Origin of the sequence: Streptomyces sp. NPDC046881, assembly GCF_040645015.1 — a bacterium.
In the GTDB taxonomy this organism is placed as follows: Bacteria; Actinomycetota; Actinomycetes; order Streptomycetales; family Streptomycetaceae; genus Streptomyces.
This window is the reverse complement of the sequence record NZ_JBEYXJ010000015.1, coordinates 80496-103944: the sequence shown is the minus strand read 5'-3', so window position 1 is coordinate 103944 and position 23449 is coordinate 80496. Positions and strand designations below refer to the sequence as shown.

The 23449-nt window shown below is 74.6% G+C and carries 13 protein-coding genes; 3 read left to right on the top strand and 10 right to left on the bottom strand.

The features are described 5' to 3' along the window. Positions 1–3: 3 nt before the first annotated feature. The 8 genes from ABZ923_RS10750 to ABZ923_RS10715 form a co-directional block, all read right to left on the bottom strand. Positions 4–1959, bottom strand: a complete 1956-nt coding sequence (locus ABZ923_RS10750; RefSeq protein ID WP_361469510.1) for an SWIM zinc finger family protein — start codon at positions 1957–1959, stop codon at positions 4–6. Next, positions 1956–3137 (bottom strand): VWA domain-containing protein, encoded by a 1182-nt coding sequence (locus ABZ923_RS10745; RefSeq protein ID WP_361469507.1) that lies wholly within the window; start codon positions 3135–3137, stop codon positions 1956–1958. The genes ABZ923_RS10750 and ABZ923_RS10745 overlap by 4 nt, the downstream gene beginning before the upstream one ends. Next, entirely contained in the window at positions 3134–5503 is a 2370-nt protein-coding gene (locus tag ABZ923_RS10740) for a DUF5682 family protein (protein WP_361469505.1), read from the bottom strand. The genes ABZ923_RS10745 and ABZ923_RS10740 overlap by 4 nt, the downstream gene beginning before the upstream one ends. Next, on the bottom strand, positions 5503–6600 hold the full coding sequence (locus ABZ923_RS10735; protein WP_361469502.1) for an AAA family ATPase: 1098 nt from the start codon (positions 6598–6600) through the stop codon (positions 5503–5505). Before ABZ923_RS10735 ends, ABZ923_RS10740 begins: the two co-directional genes overlap by 1 nt. Further along, on the bottom strand, positions 6597–10013 hold the full coding sequence (locus ABZ923_RS10730; RefSeq protein ID WP_361469500.1) for a DUF4132 domain-containing protein: 3417 nt from the start codon (positions 10011–10013) through the stop codon (positions 6597–6599). Before ABZ923_RS10730 ends, ABZ923_RS10735 begins: the two co-directional genes overlap by 4 nt. 383 nt (positions 10014–10396) lie before the next feature. Next, on the bottom strand, positions 10397–10957 hold the full coding sequence (locus ABZ923_RS10725; protein ID WP_361469499.1) for a DUF2269 domain-containing protein: 561 nt from the start codon (positions 10955–10957) through the stop codon (positions 10397–10399). 99 nt (positions 10958–11056) lie between these two features. After that, positions 11057–13360: an AbfB domain-containing protein gene (locus tag ABZ923_RS10720; RefSeq protein WP_361469496.1), complete on the bottom strand. Its 2304-nt coding sequence runs from the start codon at positions 13358–13360 to the stop codon at positions 11057–11059. Positions 13361–13537: 177 nt separating this feature from the next. Beyond that, positions 13538–14722, bottom strand: a complete 1185-nt coding sequence (locus tag ABZ923_RS10715; protein WP_361469493.1) for a S1 family peptidase — start codon at positions 14720–14722, stop codon at positions 13538–13540. Between the two features lie 165 nt (positions 14723–14887). Between ABZ923_RS10715 and ABZ923_RS10710 the strand changes: the two genes are divergently transcribed. Beyond that, positions 14888–15532 (top strand): class I SAM-dependent methyltransferase, encoded by a 645-nt coding sequence (locus tag ABZ923_RS10710; RefSeq protein WP_361469491.1) that lies wholly within the window; start codon positions 14888–14890, stop codon positions 15530–15532. Positions 15533–15685: 153 nt separating this feature from the next. On the opposite strand, the gene ABZ923_RS10705 is transcribed toward ABZ923_RS10710, so the two are convergent. Next, a complete protein-coding gene (locus ABZ923_RS10705) occupies positions 15686–17176 on the bottom strand; it encodes a hypothetical protein (protein ID WP_361469488.1) in 1491 nt (496 codons plus the stop codon). Positions 17177–17533: 357 nt separating this feature from the next. On the opposite strand from ABZ923_RS10705, the gene ABZ923_RS10700 reads away from it, so the two are divergent. Together ABZ923_RS10700 and ABZ923_RS10695 are read left to right on the top strand one after the other, a co-directional pair. Continuing rightward, positions 17534–18823: a histidine kinase gene (locus ABZ923_RS10700; protein ID WP_361469487.1), complete on the top strand. Its 1290-nt coding sequence runs from the start codon at positions 17534–17536 to the stop codon at positions 18821–18823. Next, positions 18820–19482 (top strand): response regulator transcription factor, encoded by a 663-nt coding sequence (locus ABZ923_RS10695; protein ID WP_361469485.1) that lies wholly within the window; start codon positions 18820–18822, stop codon positions 19480–19482. Before ABZ923_RS10700 ends, ABZ923_RS10695 begins: the two co-directional genes overlap by 4 nt. Before the next feature lie 86 nt (positions 19483–19568). On the opposite strand, the gene ABZ923_RS10690 is transcribed toward ABZ923_RS10695, so the two are convergent. After that, entirely contained in the window at positions 19569–23270 is a 3702-nt protein-coding gene (locus ABZ923_RS10690) for a CHAT domain-containing protein (RefSeq protein ID WP_361469483.1), read from the bottom strand. Between the last annotated feature and the right edge of the window lie 179 nt (positions 23271–23449).

Below are 23449 nucleotides of genomic sequence, written 5' to 3'. Positions count from 1 at the left end.
TCGTCAGCCGTCCTCCTGGTGCAGGTCCAGGGTCGTCGTCAGCCGGATCTGGGCCGTCACCCAGTGCGGGGCGGCGGCGGGGGCCCCCTCGTCGTGCAGGGCGCGGGTCAGGTCGTCCAGGAGGCCTGCCGCGGCGTTCAGGCCGGTGCGGCGCAGACGGTCCGCGCCGTCGGTGAGGGCGGTGCGGGTCGCGGGGGTCAGGTGACGCAGGCCCTGGTGTGCCGCGTCCGCGAGGGCCGTGAGCGCCGCCTGCAGGGCCGCGGTGACCGGGTCGTGCGGGCGGTGCGCGGCCGCTTCGAGCGCGCTGTCGCCGGCGCCGGGGGCCAGGTCGGGGACGGTCACGCCGTCGTCGGTCAGGACCGCGAGCGGGTCCAGGACGGTACGGCCGCGGGCCCGGCCCAGCATGCCGCTGACGGCACGGATCCCGTCGTCGGCCAGGGCCGCGGCCAGCGCGTCGAGGCCGCCGGGGCACAGCGGGTTGTAGTCGGCGTGGAGGTGGACGCCGTTGCCGGCCGGGTCGCGGAGCACCGCTTCGAGGCGTTGCGCGGCGGGGTCGTAGCCGACCTCCTCGACGGCGTCCACCATGACGACTCGTACGGCGTCCGCGGCGACGCGCGGGCGGATCAGGCGCGGCGGGCGCTCGCCGGCCGCCCGCAGGTGTGCGGCGGTGTCCCGCACCAGCAGGGCTGGGGGAAGTTCGGTCCAGGCCGAGCCGACCGGGGTGATGCTCGTCGCGGCGATGCGGCCGCGGGAGAGGGTGACCGTGCGGTCGGCGGCGCGCGTGGTGTGTTCGCTGACGACGTTCGCGGTGGCCAGCGCGTGCAGCGGGGAGCCGAGCAGGCGGCGCTCGGACAGGTCGTGGCCCGTGGGGTGCTGGTCCTCCGTCAGGTCCCAGCGGGTGCGCAGGACCAGGGCGATGCCGGCGTCGGCGTGCGCGAAGTACGTCTCCGCCGTACGGTCCCGGGCGGTGCCGCCGATCCGGCAGCCGAGCGCCACCAGCCGTACCCGTCGCAGCGGTGTCTCCGGTGCCTCCGCGGTGCCGAGCACGCCGACCGGTTCGTGGTCCGAGGCCCGGTGCCGGGCGTGGAGTTCGGCGAGGAGAAAAGCCAGGCGTTCGGGGGTGTAGCGGGTGGCGCGGGCGGTGTAGGCGTCGAGTTGTTCCCGCAGGTCGTCGACCGCGCCCGCGGGCCAGTGCCGGGAGGTGGCGGCCAGGGCGCGTCCGGCGCGGCGGAGCGAGCCGGTGAAGACCGGGCCCGCTTGCCGCACGCCGTCCAGGAGGAGTTCGTCGGCGAGCGCCAGGGCCGCGCGCATCGCCTCGCCGGCGGCTGCGGTGGGCGTGGTCGTACGGCCGCCGACGGACACCTCGGTCGTCCGCTCGGCGTCCGCGGCGCGGAAGGCCCACACCGCGAGGGTGATGACCTCGCCGCGCAGTGCGGCGGCCGCGTCGGTGAGGGCGTAGCCCAGCGCGCGCGGGACGGGGAAGCGGACGGTGCAGGTGGGCAGTTCCACGCGGGGTGCCGGGTCGTCGGCGGTGGGGCGGTGTACGCGGGCGGTGTAGCCGCGGGCGCGGACGCGGTGGGCGGCGGTCAGCGCGGGGCGGCCCAGCGCGGCGGCCAGGGCGTCGTCGTCGAACGCGCCGGGCGACCAGTCCACCAGCGGTTCCTCGGCCGCCGGCGGCTGCTCCGGCGTGCCGCGCTGGTAGGCCAGCACCAGGGCGATCCGGTGCCGGCACATGCCCGCCGCGGCGCAGGTGCAGTCGGCCGCGTCCAGGCTGCGGCCCGGCGGCAGCACGGTGACGGTGCCGTCCGGGAAGGCGCCGCGTACGGTGCCGTCGTCGCCGGTGGTCACCTCCGGTCCGGAGCCGGCCGCGAGGTCCTTGTCGGCGCGCTTGACCAGGCCCCGGTTGGCGAGCGAGGCGAGCGTGTCGGGCGTCAGGGCCAGCAGGTCGGAGCGGGTCACCGGGCCTGCCCTCCGCGGCCGATGCGCTCCGCGACGAACTCCGCGAGCCGGCCCGGCGTCATCGCCCCCACCGGGGCGCCCACCGCGGCCAGCCGTCCGGCCAGACCGCGGTCGTAGACGGGGTCGGCGGCCTCGTCCAGGGCGGCCAGGCACAGCACGGTCGTGCCCTGCTCGACCAGCCGCCGCACCGTGCGCACCAGGCGGAACGGGTCGCCGCCCTCGTAGAAGTCGGAGACGAGGGCGACGATCGTGCGCCGCGGGTTCTCCACGAGCGAGGCGCCGTAGTCGACGGCGCGGGCGATGTCGGTGCCGCCGCCGAGCTGCACCCGCATCAGCAGCTCCACGGGGTCCGTCACCTCGGAGGTCAGGTCCACCACCGCGGTGTCGAAGGCGACCAGATGGGTTTTCAGGCCCGGCAGGCTCCACAGGCAGGCCGCGGTGACCGCCGAGTGGATCACCGAGCCGGCCATGGAGCCCGACTGGTCCACCAGCAGCACCAGTTGCCAGTGCTCCAGGTGGCGGCGGGTGCGGGAGTGGAAGTGGGGCCGCTGGATGAGGATGCGGCGTTCCTCGGGCTGGTAGTGGGCGAGGTTGGCGCGGATGGTGGTGCGGAAGTCGAAGTCGCGGGCGAGCGGGAGCCGGCTGGGGCGGCGGGAGCGCGAGCCGGTGAACGCCCGGCGCACCTCCGGCTGGAGCCGTTCCATCAGCTGCCGTACGACCGTTTCGACGATCCGGCGGGCCGCCGCCAGCACCTGCGGGTTCATCAGGTGCTTGGTGCGCAGGACGGCCCGCAGCAGGGTCTGGCTGGGCTCGACGCGGGCGAGGACGTCCGGGTCGGTGAGGATCTCGTGGATCTCGTACTGCTCCACCGCGTCGCGTTCCAGCCGCTCCACGGTCTCCTTCGGGAACAGCCGGTGGATGCCGTCGAGCCAGTCCACGGCGGTCGGCCGGGACGGTCCGCTGCCGCCCTCCCGGGAGTCGGCCGCCCCGCGGCGCACCCCGCGGCGGCGCAGGTCCTCGTCGCGGCCGTACAGCCAGTCCAGCGCGGCGTCCCGGGCCGCGGACGCGCCGTTCAGCGGGCCGGTGCAGCGTTCGGCGGCGGCGCCGAGGATGAGCCGCCAGCGCTCCAGCCCGGGGTCGGCGGGCGCCGGCCCATGGTCGGGCAGTGCGGGGCTCATCCGGCCACCTCCGGGCGGGGGGCGGGCGGGGGTGCCGCCGCCAGGCCGTGGCGGTCGAGCAGTCGGGTCACGTTCTCCTCCAGGGCTCTGGCGCGGGCCAGCAGCAGGGGGTCGGCGGGGGTGCGCAGCAGGGAGCGGGCCGAGCCGCGCAGTCGGCGGCGGTGCAGCAGGCGCTCGGCGATGCGCTCGCGTTCGCGGGGCGGGAAGAAGGCGAAGGCCTGGCGCAGCGCGGGCAGTCCGACGAGGAAGTCGCCCTCGGGCAGCGCCGATACGACCCCGTCCACGAGGTCGATCAGGGAGTCGCCCTCGGTCGTCGTGCCGTGCGCCACCTCCTCGCGGGCCAGCGCGAACAGGCCGGTCAGCCAGTCGCCGAGGGTGTCCACCGCGGCCGTGGCGAGCGCCTGCACCACGGGCCCGGGATCGTCCGGGACGCCCAGCGCCCAGCGCAGGCCGAAGGCGGCTCCGCGCAGTGCCGGCGGGGCGGACGGGTCGCGGCTGATCCGGGCGGCGGCCTCGGCGGCGGCCTCGGGGCCGACCGACAGCACGGCGGGCGCGTGCCGCAGCGCGTCCCGTGCGGCCGCGAGCGCGCGCAGCACCGCCAGGTCCGCCCCGGGGCCGCCGTGCAGCCCCGCCGCCAGCCAGAGCACCCGGTCGGCGGCACGGCCCACCACTCCGCCCAGCAGCCCGTCCCGGGCCACGCCGAACACCCGGTCGTGCCGCCACAGGCCCAGCGCCGCCGACAGCACCTCGCCGAGCTGACCGAGGTCGCCGGCCTGCCCCACCCGGGCCGCGAGGGCCGTCAGCAGGTCGGCGCAGAGCGGGCCGGTCCCGCACAGCACGGCGTCGAACAGCAGCCCGGCCAGCGCCCCGAGCTCCGGGCCCGCCGCGCGCGTCCGCTCGCCGAGCAGCGCCGCTGCCGCCTCGTCCAGACGGGCCCCGTAGGCGCCGGCCTCGATGAGCGCGGCCTCCCGGCCGCCGGCCGCCGGGCGTGGCTCCCACACCTCGGTGAACACCGGGTCGGCCCCGTGGGCCGGTCCCGAGACCCGGGTGAAGCCCGGGACGTCCAGGACGCGCAGCCGGTGCAGGGCGCGGCTGCGGGCGAGGCCCTGTTCCTTCGTCAGGTCCAGGGTGACCGGCGCGGCGGCGTCGGCCAGTCCCAGGCGGGCGAGGTGGGCGGCCACGTCGTGCACCAGCGGGGGCAGTGGCGTGTCGGGGTGCAGCCGGCCCACGGCCTCGCCGGTGCAGGCGGCGACCATCTCGACCACGACCGGATGGGTGCCCTCGCCGAGGGTGCCCCGAGTCGTCCACGGCAGCGGACGGTCCAGGTCGTCGGTGATCAGCGCGCCGGCCAGGCCGTCGAGGACGTCGACCCGTGTCTCGTACGGGTGGCCGCGCAGCCGGGCCAGCCCCTGGGTGAGCGAGCGGGCGGCGATCAGGTCGGCCGTGGACAGCGGGATCCCGCGGGCCCGCAGCCGCTCGGTGACCGCGCGCAGCAGACCCTGCCCGGCCGCCGGCGGGCCCGTCTCCCACAGCCGCTGGTAGTAGCCGGGCGAGGGCATGCCGGACTGGTATCCGGCGAACGCGTCCAACTGCCGGAAGGAGTACGGCACGAGGAAGCTGCCGCCGAGCGCGCCCTCGGGCGGTTCGGGCACCGCGGGCCAGCCGGCCGGGGCCGCGGCGGCCCCGTCCCGTGCGGACAGTGCCCGCAGGGCGGGCTGGTGGAAGCCGCCGGTGACCACCAGCACCGGTCGGTCGCCGGTGCGGGCCAGCGCGGCCCGCACCCAGGAGGCCATGTACTCCTCGCGGGCCCGGTCCCCGTCGTCCGCCTCCGCGTCGCCGCGCACCAGCTCGAAGTAGGCGTCGAGCCGGGCGCGCAGCTCCTGCGGGTCCGTACCCGGCTCGGTGATCTCGAACAGCCCGTCCCACAAGGCGTCCACGGAGTCCACGGCGAAGTGCTCGCACAACCTGCGCGTGGCCTCGGCGTACCGCGTCTCCGCGTCCGCGTAGCGGTTGGCGTACCGGTCGGTGTGGCCGGCGACCGCCGGGTGCCAGGCGGGCAGGTCGATGAACCGCACCTCGGCACCGGCCGCCCGGCCCTCGCGCAGCGCGATCCACTCCGGTGAGTAGTCGCACAGCGGCGTCCAGGACGTCGCCACGCGCTGGTCGTCGCGGTAGTGGCTGAACACGGCGACGGGCAGCGTGTGCCCGAGCAGCAGTTCGTCCATCCGGTCGTTCATGTCCGCCGGGCCCTCGACCAGCACGCACGCCGGCCGCAGCGTGCGGATCGTGTCGGCGACCAGACGCGCGCAGGCCGGGGAGTGGTGGCGCACGCCGAGGAAGACGGCGGGCGCTGCCGGGGCCGGCATCAGTCGGCCAGGAGGTGGCGGGCCTCGTGCAGGGCCTGCCACTGCGGGCCGGGCCGGCGCGGTGCCTCCTGTTCCAGGAAGCGGCGCAGCCGGGCGAGGTCCTCGGGGCTGTCCTTGGCGGCCGTACCCGCCAGGCAGGCCACGACGTCGGCGGCGCTGCCCGGCTCGCCGCGCAGGAACCAGGCCCGCACCCCCACCGCGTGGGCCACGGACACGGCCTCGGCGGTGCTCATCACCGTCGACATCCGCTCTCCCCGCGCCGCGGTGCCCCGCAGTTCGCGGAAGGTGCCGACCAGTACCTCCAGCACGTCCCGGCGCGGCGGCGGCTCCACCCCGGACTGCCGCAGCAGCGCCGCGGCCTCGGCCTCGACCAGGCCCAGTTCGGTCTCGAAGTCGGCGATCGGCAACACCGTCTCGAAGTTGAAGCGCCGTTTGAGAGCGGCGCTCATCTCGTTGACGCCCCGGTCGCGGGTGTTGGCGGTGGCGATGACGTTGAAACCCTGCCGGGCGAAGACCAGGCCGTCGGGCCCGTCCAGTTCGGGAAGGGTGATGACCCGGTCGGAGAGCAGGGACAGCAGGCAGTCCTGCACCTCCAGCGGGCAGCGGGTGATCTCCTCGAACCGTACGATCCGCCCCTCGGCCATGCCGCGCAGCATCGGCGCGGGCACCAGGGAGCGCGCGGAGGGGCCCTCGGAGACCAGCAGCGCGTAGTTCCAGGAGTACTTGATCTGATCCTCGGTGGTGGCCGCGCCGCCCTGCACCGTGAGCGCGCTGCTGCCGCTGACGGCCGCCGCGATCAGCTCCGACAGCAGCGACTTGGCGGTGCCGGGCTCGCCCACGAGCATCAGGCCGCGGTTGGTGGCCAGGGTCACCAGCGCGCGCTCGACCAGGGAGACGTTGCCGACGAACTTGCGGCTGATGCCGGCCGGTTCGTCGCCGACGATGAACCGGCGGGCCGCGCGCAGGCTCAACTGCCAGCCCGGGGGGCGGGGATCGTCGTCCGAGGCGCGCAGGGCGGCCAGTTCGCCGGCGTACCGGACCTCGGCGGGCGGGCGCTGGAGCAGCGCCTCGCCGGTCTCCTCGACGGTGGCGGTCACTTGGCGGTCACCTCGGTGAGGTCGGCGAGGATCTCGGAGGCGATGACCGGGTCGAGGTCGCCGAAGCGCAGCGGGTACGCGCGGCTGTGCCAGTAGTCGCCCGGGAGGGAGTCGAGCCAGACGTTCTCGAAGGTCTGGTCGGGGAACACGTCCAGCGCGCCGACGGCGATGCCCTCGTCGAGCCCGATGACCAGATAGCGGTCGTCGTCGATGCGCCGGTGGAACCAGCGTTCCACGCCCGCGTCCTGCGGTTCGCCGCGCTCCCAGCCCCGCTTGGTGAGGCCGAGCAGCTTGCCGACCGGCACGCGCGCGCCCTCGAACCGGGTCAGCCGGTGCCCGGCGGCCTCCTCCTCGGTCAGCGTGTGCACGGCCCGGCCCAGCTGTGGGAACGGCTGGAGGATCTCGTAGTCGGCGAACAGCTCGGACCACGCGGCGAGTTCGCCGGCCAGGTGCAGCGGGTGCGCCAGGCGGACGGTCGCCTCCTCGGGCAGCGTCAGCTCGTCGTCGTCGACGTCGGCGAAGGTGCGGTCCTCCGCCACCCGGAAGGCCGTCGTCACCCCGCCGGTGTCGGCGAGCCAGACCAGGCGGCGGACCAGGTGCCACACCAGCGGGTGGGCGACGAACAGCTCCTTGAACTCCGCGGCCGTCCAGGTGCGCTGGGCAACCATCGCCGCCTCCAGGCGCCGCACCTGATCGCCGGCGATGGTGCGGACGTCCTTCTTCAGCGCGGAGAACCGCTTGCGCTCGGCCGGGGCCAGTTCCGGGTCGTCCTTGACGCCGGGCGCGGGCAGCGCCTTGCGCTGCTTGCCGTCGGCGTCCCGGACGTAGGGGCGCAGCTGCTCGTCGAAGCCGACGGTGAACTGCCGGGGGCCGTAGTCGACGACGGTGGTGCCGTCGGCGTCGAGGCCGAAGTCGGGCACGAGCCGGTCCCCCAGCTGCTCGCCGGTCAGGCCCAGGCCTTCGGCGACCTCGGCTATCTTCTCCTGGGCGCGCAGCTTGAGCGCCTTGAACGGCACCCGTTGGGCGATGCCGTGCAGGTGCAGCAGCGCCACGTCGGTGCCGATGGTCGCGAGCACGGTCAGGCCCTCCACGGCACGGTGGTGGGCGCCCTCGCCGGGCCACGCGCGCACGATGGGGGTGAGCCGGCGCACGGTGTCGTCGTCGCCGAGCCAGCCGAGCGCGTGCAGCGCCCAGCTGTCCTTGGCCGGCATGCCGGCCAGCCGCCACTGCTCGAACAGGGCCCAGGCGAAGCCGGCGAGGGAGTCGGCGGTGCAGTGCGCGGTCAGCACTTCCAGGCCCGGGTAGATCTCGCCCGGCTTGGACAGGGCCAGCAGCGTGAGCACGTTGCGGACCGCGTCGGCCGGCAGGGCGCCGCCCTCGCTCAGCAGGATCTGCGGCAGCAGTGCCGGGTCCGCCCAGGCACCGATCGCCGGCAGACGGGCGGGCAGCGCGCTGACCAGCGGGTCGACGGCCAGTGTCTCCTCGACGATACCGGCGGCCTCCGCACCGCAGCCGGCGGCGGCCGCGGAGACCGCCGTGCCGCCGTGGGCCTCGGTCAGCAGCCGCAGCGCCTTCTCCGCGCCGCGCCGGACCACGCCGGCCGGTCCCACCGCGTACGGGACGAGGAAGGGCACCGCGTCCAGACCGTGCCGGGCCAGCCAGGCGCGGGCGGTGGCGTCGGCGGACTTCAGCCGGGCCAGCCAGTCGCACACCAGCGCGGCGACCTCCACGTCCCGGTACGGCAGCACCAGCGAGCCCAGGGTGCTCGGGTGCCGGGCCGCGGCACGTCGTATCAGCGGCAGGGCGGCCAGGGAGTGCCGGGCGGCCACCGGCTTGAGCGCCGCCTCGCCGTCCCAGTAGTCCTCGGGGGCGCAGTCGGCGAGCAGCGGTCGTACGACGTCCTCGGGGCCGTCGACGAACAGGCGCACGTCCTGGGAGATCCGCAGCTGTCCGGTCCGTTGAAGGTGCTCGATCTCGCGGGACCAGTCGTAGCCGACGCGCCACCTGCCGTACCAGCCGTCGGCCTTGGCCCAGGCCTCCTGCTCGCCCGGCCACCACACCAGCTGCGGTTCGGGTGCCGCGGGTGTCCCGGCGGCGACCCGCGTCCTGCGGGCCTTGCGCTTGCCGGCCCACGGCGGGCTGACCAGCAGGGCGGGCAGCGCCTCGACGGGGGCCTCGGCCACCCGGTCGGTGCGGGTCAGGTGGGGCGCCACGAGGGCGGCGACCTCGGCGGGCAGGTCGGGCAGTACGGCCGCGGTGATGCCGGTGTGCGCGAGGACGTGCGCTGCGAGCAACTGTTCGACCATCGACGCGTTCTTGCCGGAGCCGGTCGCCTCGGCGCCCAGCAGGCGCAGGGCGCGGACCGGGTACCGGCGCATGGCCTCCAGCAGGTGCGGGCGGACGTGCTTGTCGCCGATGCGGTTCAGGAGGAGACGGAACGCCTCGTCCGACGGCAGTTCGACCAGGGCGTTAGCGAAGGCCTTGGTCTGCTCGGAGTTGTAGGCCCGGTCGAGGGCCTCCTCGACGAGCGGGGCGAAGGCCTTGCCGGTGCCCTCGGCGAGGGTGGCGAAGACCGACATGGCCCAGCCGTACCAGCTGAGGCCCACCCGGCCGCCGAAGTGCTTCAGCTGTTCCGGGGAGTTCAGCGAGCACGCCAGCATCGCGCGCAGCAACCCGTCGGCCTGCGCGGCCTCCAGGCAGCATTCGTCGACCCACTGCTGCTCGGTCGGCAGCAGGTAGGACACGACGATCCGGCGTCGGACGCCGGTGCGGCAGCCGGCCAGTGCGGCGACCGTCTCCCGGTAGGTGTCCTCGTCGGCCACGGACAGCAGGGCGCGCACGCGTTCGGCGAACTTCGACCACGCCCACGCGGGGCCCGTGGTCCCGTCGGGGCGGACGCCGAGCCAGGGGTTCTCCCGTCGGGTGCCGCTCTGGTGGTAGTGCGGCTCGACGTCGAAGTACTCCACCACCGCCTGGGCGGCGAACGCCAGTCCGTGTGCGCGGACCCAGGCGTCGACGTGGATGCCGTCCGGGTGCTGCCAGTAGAAGGTCAGCGAGGCGATCGCCGCGGCGCCCAGGGGGTCGTGACGGCCGCTCAGGTGGTCCCTGGTGGCCTGGACGATCCGCGGGTCGCTCTTCGGGGCGGCCAGCATCGCCTCGATCCAGTCCGCCTCCTCGTGCAGCCGGAGCGCCGTCCGCTGCTCGGCCTCGGCGTGCAGTCCGGCGACGCTCCGCTCGATCCCGCCCCGCCGTGGATGCACCAGCCGCCGCCAGGCCGGCGGCATCCGGAACGTGTCCTCGTCGGGCAGCGCGACCGGCTCGTCCGCCGCACCCGTTGCCCCGACGACCGCGGAAGCCTCCCCCTCGGCCTCTGCCATCGCCGAGCCCTCCCCGACCGACTCCGTGCGCCGCACAGCCCCTCCTCCGCCGATCCCGGGTGGGATCGATTGCTTGATCAGATGGCGGTCACGCTATCCGGCCCCACTGACAACGCCCCCGGGCGGCCGGACCGCGGCGGGACGAGCGGGCCGTGCGGACCGTCGCGCCGGCGGCGCACGGCACCTCAGGGCCGGTCGGGCACGGGCCGCCGACATCCTGGGAGTTGGCGCACCGGCACGACCACGTGGTCGGGACCGTCGGCGTGTCCGGAGGGCAGACCGCACCCGTCACGCGTCTTGCACGCCGTCCGTCGGCGGCGAAGGACAGCGCCCGTCCCGACACCCCCAGCGACGCCACGTGCTGCAGTCGGTCCGTCGGGCGGTGTGCCACGCCCACGGCATCGAAGACGTCCTGCCCATCACCGCGAAGGGCGGGGCCGGTCAGCGGACGCGGGCGTCCCGGCCGGCGTCGGTGCCGGCCCGCGGGCCGTGGCGCGGTGGTTCCGTCCGCGCCTGGTGGGTCCCCAGGGTTTGAGGATCGAGATCGCCGTCATGAAGACGTAGGCGCACAGGGAGACGAGCGGGCCGGGCAGGAGGTCGCCGGGGCCGGGGGCCGGCCCGTTCGCCGTCATGGCGGCGGCCTCCCTGGCGAGGCCGGGGCGCAGCGCGAAGGCCGTGGCGGCCGTCGCGGCGAGGGTCAGCCAGAACTTGACGGTGACCCACCGGTGGCGGGCCAGTCCCCACGGTGTGCCGACGGACAGCAGGACACCGCTCACGGAGGTGAGGAACGCGACGGGGAGGAGCAGCAGATCCGCGAAGAGCTTCATCGCCCGGACGGACGCCTCGGCCGTCACCGCCGATCCGGTGGCGGTGGCGGTGACGGCGAGGGCGAGCAGCCCGAGCGTGAGCCCGAGCCAGCTCGCGGAGGCGGCCACGTGGACGACGAGGGAGGCCCGGCGCGCGGGTCGGCTCAGCTTCATGGACGACACGGTGCCGCAGGGGGCCGGCGGTGCCGTCCGGCGGCGGGAGTAACCCGGTCTGCTCGGCGCGGAGTACGTCGGCCGGCGGCGGCGCTCTGGTCAGGTCGCCCAGGGGGATTCGACGGACCAGGTGGTGTCCTCGGTGAAGGTGTTCGGGTCGTCCCAGGTGTGGGTGCCGCCGGAGCGGGCCAGCCAGAGTTCGGCGTCGATGTGCCGGAGGTACTGGCCGGGGAAGCCGGACGCGGAGAGCCTGATGCCGCCGTCGCCCCGGTCGGGGCACCAGGTGGCGTCGGCCTTGTACAGCGCGGAGTCGTCGCCCGCCTCGCGGCGGACCCGGAAGTCGCGGTGCCGCAGGTACTCACCGGGATGGTTGCGCGACTCGAAGGAGTAGCAGAGCCGGTTCGCCAGACCCGGCCGCACCTTCCAGGTGGCGTCCTGCTTGAGCAGGTCGCTGCTGCCGGGGCCGACCACCTCGGTGTAGCCGAGTCCGTCGGCGTGGCGGATGTAGCGGTCCGTGTGGCCGGGTGTCGTGACGCGGAGGGAGACGTACTGCTCCAGCGGCAGCCGCACCGGCGGGCCGAGGGTGCGGGAGGCGGCGATGAGCGCCTGGTTGGCCGCGCGGACGCGGGACTCGTCGACCTTGACGACCTGACGGTCGTAGGTCATCAGCCCGTTGGTCTCGTTCTCGACGTCGGTGATCTGCGTGTAGACGGATGCGGACAGGCCGCCGGCGGGCATGGCGTTCTCCCGGATGCCGTCGAGCAGTCCGACGAGACGGTCGTCGAGCGCGGACAGGGTCGGCTGGTCCTCGTAGCTGAAGCCGCCGCCCGGGTACCACTCGTGTCCGGGGACCCGGTGGCCGAGGCCGCCGTACTCCCCCAGCACCGAGGCGCGCACCGGCTCCGTCGGCGTGTTGCCCGGTCCGACGTAGTTGTGGTGGTCGACCACGTCGCCGTTGCCGCCGTCCCGGGCGCCGCAGCAGTTGACGCCGCTCATGTTGTCGACGAGGCGCGAGGGGTCGTACGCCTTGACCATGTCCGCGATGCGGGCCTGGTCGTACTGGCCCCAGCCCTCGTTCTGGTCGACCCACTGGACGAGCGCGGGCGAGCTGCGGTGCTGGTCGATGACGGCGCGGTACTCGTTCTCCCACTGGCTGCGGGCCGCGCTGTCCGGTGTCCTGCCGCTGTCCATGGAGGGCATGTCCTGCCACACCAGCAGCCCGAGCCGGTCGGCCCAGTAGAACCAGCGCTGCGGCTCCACCTTGATGTGTTTGCGGACCATGTTGAAGCCGAGGTCCTTGTGTTTCTGCAGGTCGTACCTGAGCGCGGCGTCGGTGGGCGCGGTGGAGACGCCGTCCGGCCAGTAGCCCTGGTCGAGGGTGCCGGTCTGGAAGACGAACCGTCCGTTGAGGACCGGCCGGCGCACGCCGTCGACGTCCTTGACGGCGATCGAGCGCATGCCGGTGTAGCCGCCGACCCGGTCGCCGCCGGGGCTGCCGGTCAGCCGGGCGGTGACGTCGTACAGGAACGGGTCGTCCGGTGACCACAGATGGGCGTGGGGCACCGGGACGGAGAACTCGGTGCCGACCGTGCCGGTGGCGCTCGCGACGGTCGTCCCGCCGCTGGAGACCGTGACCTTGACGGCGGCGCCGGCCGCTCCGCTGCCGCGTACGGTCACGCGCAGGGTGTCGTCCTCCAGGTGCGGCACCATGTCGAGCCGGGTGATGTGGGCCGCCGGCGTCGGTTCCAGCCAGACGGTCTGCCAGAGGCCGGACGAGGCGGTGTAGACGATGCTGTGCCCGGCGTGCGGGGTGACGTCCTGGATGCGCTGCTTGCCGATGGCCTGGCCGCCGGTCTCCGTCGGGTCGTACACCGACACGACGACGGTGTTCGTGCCGCGGTTCAGCAGGGGCGTGATGTCGTACGAGAAGGCGTCGTAGCCGCCGCGGTGTACGGCGCCGGCCTGCCGGCCGTTGATCCAGACCGTCGTCTCCCAGTCGGCGGCGCCGAAGTTGAGCTGGACGCGGCGGCCGTCCCAGCCGGCGGGGACGGTGAAGGTGCGCCTGTACCAGAGCCGGTCGTTCTGGGTGATCTTGCGCTGGATGCCGGACAGCGCGGACTCCGGCACGAACGGTACGCGGATCCGCTCACCGAAGGCCGCCGGCTGCCCGGCGTCGCGGGGGGTGACGGCGAAGTCCCAGATGCCGTTCAGGTTGGCCCAGTCGGGCCGGGTGAGTTGCGGACGGGGGTATTCGGGCAGGGGGTGGTCCACCGGCACCTGGTCGGTCCAGGGAGTGGACATCGGGGCGGTCCTGGGCGTCCAGGACCCTGCGGCGCGCGAGGGGGACGCCCCGGTGACGAGGAGGGTGGTGACGGCGAGCGTCGTCACCACGACGGCGGTCACCAGGTGCCGTAGGCGCCGGGGGGCCCGGAGCGGCGGTCGGGAAGGGGCTTGGGTGCTGCGGGGCGGGAGTCTCAGCACGGTGTCTGCTCCATGGTCGGTGCGGCGCCACGGACGGGGGTCCGCCACGGTGCGTGCGGGCCCCCGGTGCGACCGCGTGTGGTCGGTGCGCGTGCGAGGTCAGCCGGTGTACGTGTGCAGGGTCAGGCCGTACCGGCCGAGGATCTCGTTGACCGGCTGGAACCAGGTCTCGCCGCCGCTGGTGCAGTTGCCCCAGCCGCCCGAGGTGACGCCCTGTGCCTGGTCCCCGGTGAGGAAGGAGCCGCCGGAGTCCCCGGGTTCGGCGCAGACGCTCGTCTTCGTCAGCTGGTGCACCGCGCCCTGGCTGTAGTTGACGGTCTCGTTCATCGCGAGGACCGTCCCGCAGTGCCAGTGCGAGGTCGATCCCGAGCGGCAGACGGAGGATCCGACGGGCGCCACGGCCGAGCCGCGCACGAGCTGGTCGGGTACGGTGCCCCAGCCCAGCACCACGGGGACGGTCCACCAGCCGCTGCCCACGCTCACCCAGGCGTAGTCGTTGTCCGGGAACGAGGAGCCCTGGAAGGTGCCGATGTAGGAGCCGTCCCAGCCGCTGACCCCGGCGCCGGGCTGGCCGCAGTGCCCGGCGGTCACGAAGCCGCCGTACACCGAGAAGCCTATGGAGCAGCGGACGTTGCCGGTGTAGTAGGGGTCGCCGCCGACCGTTCCCGCGGCGAAGGTGCGGGGTGCGGCGGACACGGTCCGGACCGTCACGGGACCCGCCTGGCGGGCCCGGGACAGGAAGCGCCGGACATCGTTGTCAGAGCGGTCCTTGCGGACGATGTCGACGACGACCGTGTTGGCCACCGGGTCGACGTGCCAGCCGCTCACTCCGGGCGGCGCGGACAGTCGGTCGACGCGCGCCTTGACGGCGTCCAGCTGCCGGGCCGTGTGCGCGGCCGTACGGACCTCCGCCCCGGCCGTCCTGATCGCACGGCGCGTGTCCGCCGGGGCGTCCGGGGTGAGCGCCACCGTCAGGCGCCCCTTCGCGGAGTCGAACCAGGAGCCCGCGTAGGCCTTCCCGGCCGTGCGGCGCACCTTCGGGTCGAGCGCGGCGGCGGCCCGTTCGGCGGCGATCCGGGCCTCGGCCTGCTTGCGCGTGAGGCCGAGATCGCGCTGCATGGCGGTCACGAGTCCGGCGGAGGCGGGTTGGGGGGTGGCTGCCGCGGTGTCCGCCGAGTGGGTCGTGGAACCGGCCGCCGCCGCGGGGATCGTGCCCGCTGCGCCCAGCGCGCCGAGGACCAGGAGTGCGGCCAGCGCGGCATGCGTGAGTCGTGTGCGTCTCATGGGAGTTGCCCTTCGTCGTTCCAGGGGTGGGGTGGAACAGCCGATGTCTGAGAGCGCTCTCTGCGTGGCGGGGCAGATCCTAGCCGCGCCGTGACGTCAGGTCCATGCCAATGCGCAAACCGAGCCGGCGGCGCGCGCGAAGAGACTGTTCTACTGTGTCAACTCATGGACGACGAGAGCTGGTTGGCCGACACCCGGACCTCCTACGACACGGTCGCGGTCAGCTATGCCGACCTGATCGGCGACGCGCTGGCCCGGGAACCGTACCTGCGGGCGGCCCTGGCACTGTTCGCCGACTCGGTGCGTGCCGCCGGCGGCGGTCCGGTGGCGGACGTCGGCTGCGGACCCGGGCACGTCACCGCCCACCTGAACGAACTGGGCGTGGAAGCGTTCGGCATCGACCTCTCCCCCGGGATGATCGACCTGGCCCGGCGCGACCACCCCGGCCTGCGCTTCGAGGTGGGATCCATGACGGACCTCGGCCTCCCCGACGCCTCGGTCTCGGGCCTGCTCGCCTTCTGGTCGTTGATCCACGTCCCCGACACGGCCGTCCCCACGGTCCTCGGTCACTTCCGGCGCGTGGTGCGCCCCGGCGGGCCCCTGCTGCTCGGCTTCCACGTCGGCGACGACACGCGGCACAAGACGCAGGGCTACGGCGGTCACCCCATGAACGTCCACGTGCACCGCCGCCGGCCCGACCAGGTGTCGGACCGGCTGCGGGACGCCGGGTTCACGGTCGAGGCACATCTCCTGGTCGACCTGGACACGAGCGCTCCGGGGGCCGTCCTCTTCGCGCGCCGGCAGCCCTAGGACACGGACGGGTGCCGGGCGCCGCGCCAAGCCTCGACGGCGTACGCGACACGGTCGAGGCGCGCGCCGTCGCAGGGGGGCGGGATGGCGACCTCGATCGAGCGCATGGCCGTGCCGTCGGCGGGGTGGCGTCTCCGCCCGCGGCGCGGCTGGTCAGCGGCTGTTGCCCGGGGGATAGACGCTGAGGTCGCCGTAGGCCGACAGAGCGGCGGCCGGGTCACCGGGCCGGTGCCGCAGGGTGCTGTCCAGGAAGGCGAGCGTGGTCGCGGCGACGACGTGCGGGCTCCCGGTGCGGCCCAGGGAGCCGACTATCGAGGGCACGGGCGGCAGGTACAGGGGGCCGTCCATGAAGGTGAGGTGTGCGGCGCCGGGGATGGTGAGCCGATAGCTCGTCCCGGTGTTGAGCTTGAGGACGCTGGTGAGGCGGGGTATGTAGTGCGGGTCGGTGTCCGCGGTGATCGCCTGGGTGAGCGCGAGCGCCGGTTGGTGGAGGGAGCGTGAGGTGGGGTCGTAGGGATAGCCGTCCAGGTCGATGACGGCGTCGAACCGGCGGTCCTGGCGAGCCGCCTGCAGAGCGGAACCGCCACCTATGGAGTGGCCGGTCACCGCGGCCCGGCCGGTGTCCAGACGCCCGGTCAGCGGGCCCGCGATCTCGCCCCGGTCCAGACGGCCCAGCTGAGTGAGGACGAAGCTGAGGTCGGCGGCTCGAACCGTCGCCCAGCCGGCCCCCAGTTTCTCGTCCTTGTCCGGGTCGCCGGTGGACGAGACCTTGGTTTTGATCGTCCGGCCGTCGGCGAGGACGACGGCGGCGGAGTCGTACGGGTGGTCGAGGGCGGCGACCACATAGCCGTGGCTGGCCAGTTCCTCCGCCCAGGCGGTGTTCTGGGCGCGCACTCCGCCCAGTCCCGGAGAGAACAGCACGACCGGGAACCGTTCGCTCCCGCCGGCCACCGGAGCGTTGAAGACGGAGCGGGTGCGGGCACGCGGGACGCCGTCGACCAGGAACCCGGGCAGGCCGACGTAGCGGGCGAGGGCGTCGGCAACGGTGCGCGCCTCGTGCTCCGTGCGTCCGAGGTACCGGGCCCGCTGCGCGCCTGCGGGGCTCTTCCGCGCGGGATACCAGAGCTGGACCACGACCGTGCGCCGGTCGTGCGGGTCGGCGGTGGCGGTCTCGGGGCGGTGCGGGTCGGTCCACTGAGCCACGCGGGTGCCGACCGCGAAGCGGCCTGACGGTTCGGGGAACACGGGTACGGGAAAGGCCCAGGCGGCCACCGGACCCGTGGCGATCAGGCCGACGCAGGCCACCGACCCCGGCAACGCCAGCCACCATCGGGCCCGCCGCACCGTGTGGCCGGTACGGCGTCGCAGCAAGGGCGAGAGGGCGAACGGCAACGCGAGGGCAGCGCCTGCCAGTACCGGCAGCATCTGCCAGCGGATCCCCACCACACTCAGCACGATCGCGGACAGCACGAGAACCGCTCCCGCCGCGCTCGTGACACGTGGGCGGGCGGCGGGGGGTAGCCAGCGCGCCACCACCAGCGCGACGGCAGCCAGCAAGGCAAGAAATTCCAGAGGGGACATGTACAGCCCCGCGATGATCTCGGTCACCCGGCCATCCTCGGGGCGGCGCACGTCATGCCACATCGGTCCCGGGACGCCCTCACATGCACCCGGAGTCGCAATCCGAGGCATGTCACCGGTGCGACCGGAGTGGCATCCAGGCATCCCGCCCGTGCCACCGGAGTCGCACTCGAGCACGCCAGGTGAAGGGCCGCGTTGCGACCGGGGAAGGAAGCGGGACTCCTCCTGCGGTCGTACCCCGGCGCCGTGCCGTCAGACGGTGGACTCATGTGCTTCGCGAGCCCGCGGCCTACCGTGACAGGGCCGCGGTTCACGCTGGGGAGCGTGGGGTGTGCCCTCCTTGTACCCGACCCGGCTCCGCCGGTACGCGGTGGTGGCCCTTGCCGGGCCACCATGATGCTGAATCGACAGGGACGTGTGATGACTGAGGCGGCCGCAGAGCCGGGCAGCGCCCACCCGGTGCGCCACGGGGACCGCGTGCGGCGGACGAGGACAGCCGTACGGCTGACCGGATGCGCCGACCTGGCCTCCAAGCGGACGGCGCGACTGGCGGAAGCCGCCCGGCGCTGGGGCCTGCGGCTGCCACCCGTGGTGCGCGACTCGCTGTTGCCGGTGTTGCTCCTGCTCAACATCGTGACCATGCGCGCCCCGCGGGAGCTTCCGGTGACCGTGGCCCTCACCGCCGCCCTCGCGCTGCCCCTGGTGTGGCGGCGCCGGGCCCCGCTCACGGTGTTCGGCGCCGTGGCAGCCGCGGCCTTCGTCCAGTGGCTGACGGACGTCCAACTACCGGCGGACGTCGCCTTGCTGGTGGCTCTCTACACGGTGGCCGCGAACTCGGGCCGGCGCGGCACGCTCGTCGCCGGTGCCGTCGTGGAGGCAGGCGCCCTGCTGGCCTGTCTGCGCTGGGCGGCGGAAGGCGCGTTCGTGACCCTCTTCGTCGCGGTGACCGCGATGGTCGTCGCCGCCGCCGTCCTGGGTGTGAACGTGCGGACCACGCACGCCTATCTCGCGGCCGTGGAGGAACGGGCCGCACGCCTGGAGCAACAACAGGACCAGCAGGCACGGCTGGCCGTCGCCGAGGAGAGAACGCGCATCACCCGGGAGATGCACGACATCGTCACCCACAACCTGTCCGTCATGGTCGCGCTCACCGACGCCGCCGTCTACGCGCAGCACCGGTCGCCCGACAAGGCCACCACCGCGATGCTCCAGATCTCCGAGACGGGCCGGCAGGCCCTGACCGACATGCGGCGCTCGTTGGGGATCCTGCGGACCGACGAACCGGACGCGGAGCGCCACCCGTTGCCCGGCATCGCACAGCTGGAGGCTCTCGCCGAGCAGATGTGCGCCGCCGGGCTGCCGACCCGCCTCGAGGTCCGGGGCGGCCATGCGCACATTCCTGCCACCGCACAACTGACCGTCTACCGCCTGGTACAGGAAGCCTTGACCAACGCCCTCAAGCACACGCCCACCGGCACACACGCGAAGGTCCGGGTGCTGTGCTCAGCCGAGACCGTCGCAGTGGACGTCACCGACAGCGGCCCCTGCCCGCCGCGTCCCGGCGCCACCCCATCCGGTCACGGCATCCCCGGCATGCGCGAGCGCGCGGCCGCCTACGGGGGGAAGTTGCAGGCCGGACCACTTCCGGGCGGCGGCTGGGGAATCCGTACCCGCCTCTTCCTCGGCAGCAGCGGAACGACGACCGCATGACGATCCGCATCCTGATCGCCGACGACGAAGCGCTGCTCCGTATGGCCTTCAGCACGGTCCTGGAGGCCCAGCCCGACATGGCACCGGTCGGCGAGGCCGCGGACGGCAACCAGGCCGTACACCTCGCCCGGGAGCTGCGCCCCGATGTCGTCCTCATGGACGTCCGGATGCCCGGGACCGACGGAATCGCGGCGACCCAGCAGGTCATCCGGGTCTCCCCGCGGAGCAGGGTGCTGATCCTCACCACCTTCGACCTCGATGAATACGCCTTCGCCGGGCTCAACGCCGGAGCCTCGGGCTTCCTGCTGAAGAACACCAGGCCCGAGGAACTGCTCACCGCGATACGCAGTGTGGCCGTGGGCGACGCGGTGGTCTCCCCGAGGATCACCCGCCGCCTGCTGGAGCACCTCCGCCCGCGCATCCCCGACGGCAGCAGCGCCGACCGCGACGAGCGGCTGAGCCGGCTCAGCGCCCGTGAGCGCGAGGTGCTCGTCCAGGTGGGCCGCGGCCTGTCCAACACCGAGATCGCGGCCACTCTGTACCTCGCGGAGGCGACGGTGAAGTCCCATCTGGGGCGGATCCTGCACAAGCTCGAACTCCGCGACCGGATCCAGGCCGTGATCTTCGCCTACGAGAGCCGCCTCATCCACCCGACGTGACGCCGTCGCCGGAGCCAACGGCGGACAGCCCGCACCGGCTCGCCGCCGAGGTCACCGCCGAAGTGCACCTCGGCCGCCGACGTGCGTCACGCTCCCACGTGTATGTGCGACGCCCACCGCCCCGGTGCGTGGGGCATGCGGGCGCGCAGGGCGCGGACCGCGTGGTGGAGGGCCTCCGCGGCCCGCGCCGGGTCCGGGCCGGCCGTCCGCGCCGGGTCGGGTACGGCCGTGCGGGCCAGGCCGGTGTAGAAGGCCTCGGCCGTGCGGGTCGCCACGGTGTCCTCGACGCTCCACAAGGTGGCCACCACGTGCCGGTAGCCGGTGAACTGCAGGGCGTGGGCGAGGGTGACCGCCTCGTCGGGCACGTTCGCACCTCCCATGGCCGTCTCGCAGGCGGACAGGTAGGCCAGCTCCCCCGGATCCGCGCGCCGGGCGGTGGCCAGCTCGGCCAGGGTCAGGACGCCGTCGTGGAGGTGGAGTCCGGCACGGGACGGGGCCGAGAGGTCCTGGCTGCCGTGGCAGGCGATGTGCGCCCAGGCGTGCCCGGCGAGTCCGGTGCGGACGGCGTCCCGGGTGGCCTCGGGGCCGTCGAGCAGCCTGCGGAACCGGCCGGGGAAGAACCGGGTCACTGCCTCCGCTTCCTGCCGTACGCCGCGCAGGACGGGCAGCCCGGGTGCGTCGGCGACGGCCACGGCGAGCAGTCCGGACCCGTGCGCGCTCCGACCCGCTCGGCCGGGCGCGGGGGCCAGGCTGCGCAGCGTCGGGGTGTACGAGCTGATGACGCGGTCCAGGACGCTGTCGCCCGCGCGGCCCGCCGCATGCAGGGGCAGCAGGGCGAGCGGACCGGTGGGACACCACCACAGCCGTCTCCAGGGGCCGCCTGCGGGCACGGCGGAGGTGAGGCGCAACGCATCCAGGACGGGAGCGGCGACCGTCTCCCACAGCCATTCCAGGATGTCCCGGAGCGTGCTTTCGCGGATCATGCGCACGGCTCTGACGTCGGCACCGCCGGCGCGGTCCGTTTCCTGGAGCACGGTGAGGAACTGGTCCACGCGCGCGTGCGCGTCGCGGGCCGTCAGGCCGGGCAGCGGCACCACGCGCACCGCGTCGGGGGTGACGACCAGGGCGTCGCAGCCCAGCTCGCTGACGTTGACCAGGACGACCGGCCCGGGCAGCTTGGACTGCAGCTCGCGCAGCGGAGGCCGGCGCAGGAAGTCCCCGAAGCCGGGCAGCCGGCGCACCTCCGCGATCAGCTCCTCCCACTCGTGGGCCGGTGCCGTGCGGCCGTCCGCGGCGTCGTGGCGCTCCAGCCAGGCGGGGCGGGCCGGTGCGGTCGTGCCGGCAGCGGCCTCCATGACGGACAGCGCGGGCGTGGCGGCCACCGTGGCGTCCAGTGCGGCCCGGACCCGGTCCAGGCGGGCCGCCAGTGCGGGCGCCGCGGTGCGCAGGGCGTCGAGTTCGGCGTGCTGCTCCAGCAGCTGCGACCACAGCACGGAGCGTCCGCGTTCCAGGAGTTCCACGGCCTGCTCCGGCCGGCCCGCGGCCAACGCTGCCGCGGCCGCGTTCTGAGCCAGTCCGGCGCAGTCCGCGAGCAGCCGTTCGCGCTGCCTGCGGTCCAGGCCGCGCCACGCGACCAGCGGCAGCAGGTCGACGGCCGTGGCCATGCCGTCCATGGCCTGCGCCCAGTCGCCGAGTTCCGCCGCGAGGCCGCCCCAGGACGTGGCCGCCGCGACCCGCTCGGCCGCCGCGGCGCCGGGCAGCCGTGCCGCCCGCTGCCACAGGGCGACGGCCTCGGCCGCGCCGTCCCGGTCACCGGTGCGCTGCCAGCGCGCGCTCAGCAGCCAGCCAAGCGCGTCCAGGTGCCGGCCGTACACGAAGCTGTCCTCCGGCCCGGCGCGCACCGCTGCCCGCAGCAGGGCCTCTGCTTCCCGGGCGTCTCGGGAGCTTCCCGTCTGCTGATACCGCCAGCGGAGCGACGTCCCGAGATTGGCCGAGCACATCACGCGCTCGGCAGCGCCCACTGCCGCGTCGAGGGCCGCACGGTGCGCCGCGATGGCTTCGTTCAGGTCGGCCAGGTCCGCCGGCTTCCGCGCCTGCGCCTGCCCCGGGCCGCGCCTCCGTTCGCCGTCGTCGTCCTCCTTGAGCCGCCAGGCCCAGCGGGTGATCAGGGTGTTGCCCAGGTTCTCCCGGCAGGTGGCATACAGCGGGTGGCCGCGAGGGGTGACGCTCACGGCCTGCCGGGCGGCCCGGATCGCCGCGTCGATGTCGGCGGGGTCGGCCCGTTCGGCGAACCGCTCCTGGTGGGCGATGCCCAGGTCGTTCAGGTACAGGCCCCGGTGGGGGTCGCCGGGGGCGGCGGCCGTCACGGCCTGGGCTGCGGCGGCCACCGCCGTGTCGAGATCGACGGGATCGGCGGCGAGCCCATGGCGTGCCAGCGACAGGACGCTCAACTGCGCGTGGCACACGGCGTGTCCGGCGTCCCCGGGCGGCACGGTGGCCAGGCCCTGCCGTACGGCGGCGATCGCCTGGTTGAGATCGGCCGGGTCACCACCGCGCTCGAACCGCAGGCGCAGCGCACGGGCGTGGTTGTTGAGCAGGATCGCCCGTGCCGGGTGACCGGCGGGACAGCGCCGCAGCGCCTTGCAGCCGGCGTCGACCGCCTCGTTCAGGTCCTCGGCGTCGCCTGTCAGCTGGAAGCGCCACTGCAGGGCATTGGCCAGCTGGTCCAGGCAGGCCGGGTGGTCCGGGCCGCGCGGGGGTGAGACACGCAGGGCCGCGCGGGCGGCGGCGACGGCCGTGTCGAGGTCTCCGACGTCACCGGTGCGTTCGTGCCGGCGACGCAGCGCGAGGGCGAGGTTCGCCAGCACGGACGCGGCGTCGGCCGCGCCGCCGGCCGGTGGTCCCGCCGCGTCGGCCTCGTCCGGGTCCGGGGAGGCGGTGGGTGAGGGGACGCCCAGGGCTTCGAGGGCCGCCAGCCCCGCGGTGATGGATTCGTCCAGCGCGTGCGGGTCGCCCTGGACGTCGTACTGCCTGGCCAGTACGCCTCCCAGCGTGCTCAGGCAGGCCGCGCGCAGGGCCCCGTCCGGGGCGGCTGCCGCTCCGTTGCGTGCGTGGACGACGGCCTCCCCCAGGTCGGCCGCCTCTCCCCGGCGTTCGGATCGGTTGCGCAGGGCCAAGGCCAGGTTGTTGCAGGCCAGCGAGTAGGACGTGTGCGCCGGGCCCGCCGCCGTGACGGCGTCCCGGCCGGCTTGGACCGCTTCGTCGAGGTCGGCCAGGGCTCCGGTGAGCAGATGCCGGTCGGTGAGGAGACGGCACAAGGTGGTCAGGACGTGGGCGTGGTCCGGCCCGGTGGTCCCGGGCTGCCGTACGGCGGCCCGGGCGGCGTCGATCGCGGCGTCGAGTTCGCGGACGTCACCGGTGGCCCGCAGACGAATCCGCCGTACCTCGCTCGTGTGCGCGAGGAACTGGGCGACCGAGGGCAGACCGGGGTCGGGGTCGACCGTCCGCTCGCGCAGGCGGACCGCCTGTTCGGCGTGGTCCAGGGCGCGGTCGAGGTCGGCCCGCACCCGCATGCCGCCGCCCGCTTCGGCGCGCAGGAGGAGCAGGGCGGAGACGAGGTACGCGGCGATCGCCGCCTGCCCGGGATACTCCGCGGGGACCTGCGCGTACAACGCTTCCGCCAGCGCCAACGCCCGCTGCACCGCGGACGGCTCAGGCCTCGCCCTGGCCTGCTCGTACGCCGTCACGGCCTCGGTCGCGCGTTGCACCAGCCTGTCGTCGAACGGCATCGCGTGCCTCAGGTCGCGATGTCGGCGCGGCCAACGCGCGTGGCCTGCCCGCATCTCGCCAAGGCGTGCGCAGAGGCGTGGCGCCTTCCCGTCCCGGGCCGGCAGCGCGTGCCGGCACCGTGTCCCGCCCTCGTGTCCACTTCGGCCTCCCCCTCGCCGGGCACGGCCCGGACGTCCCT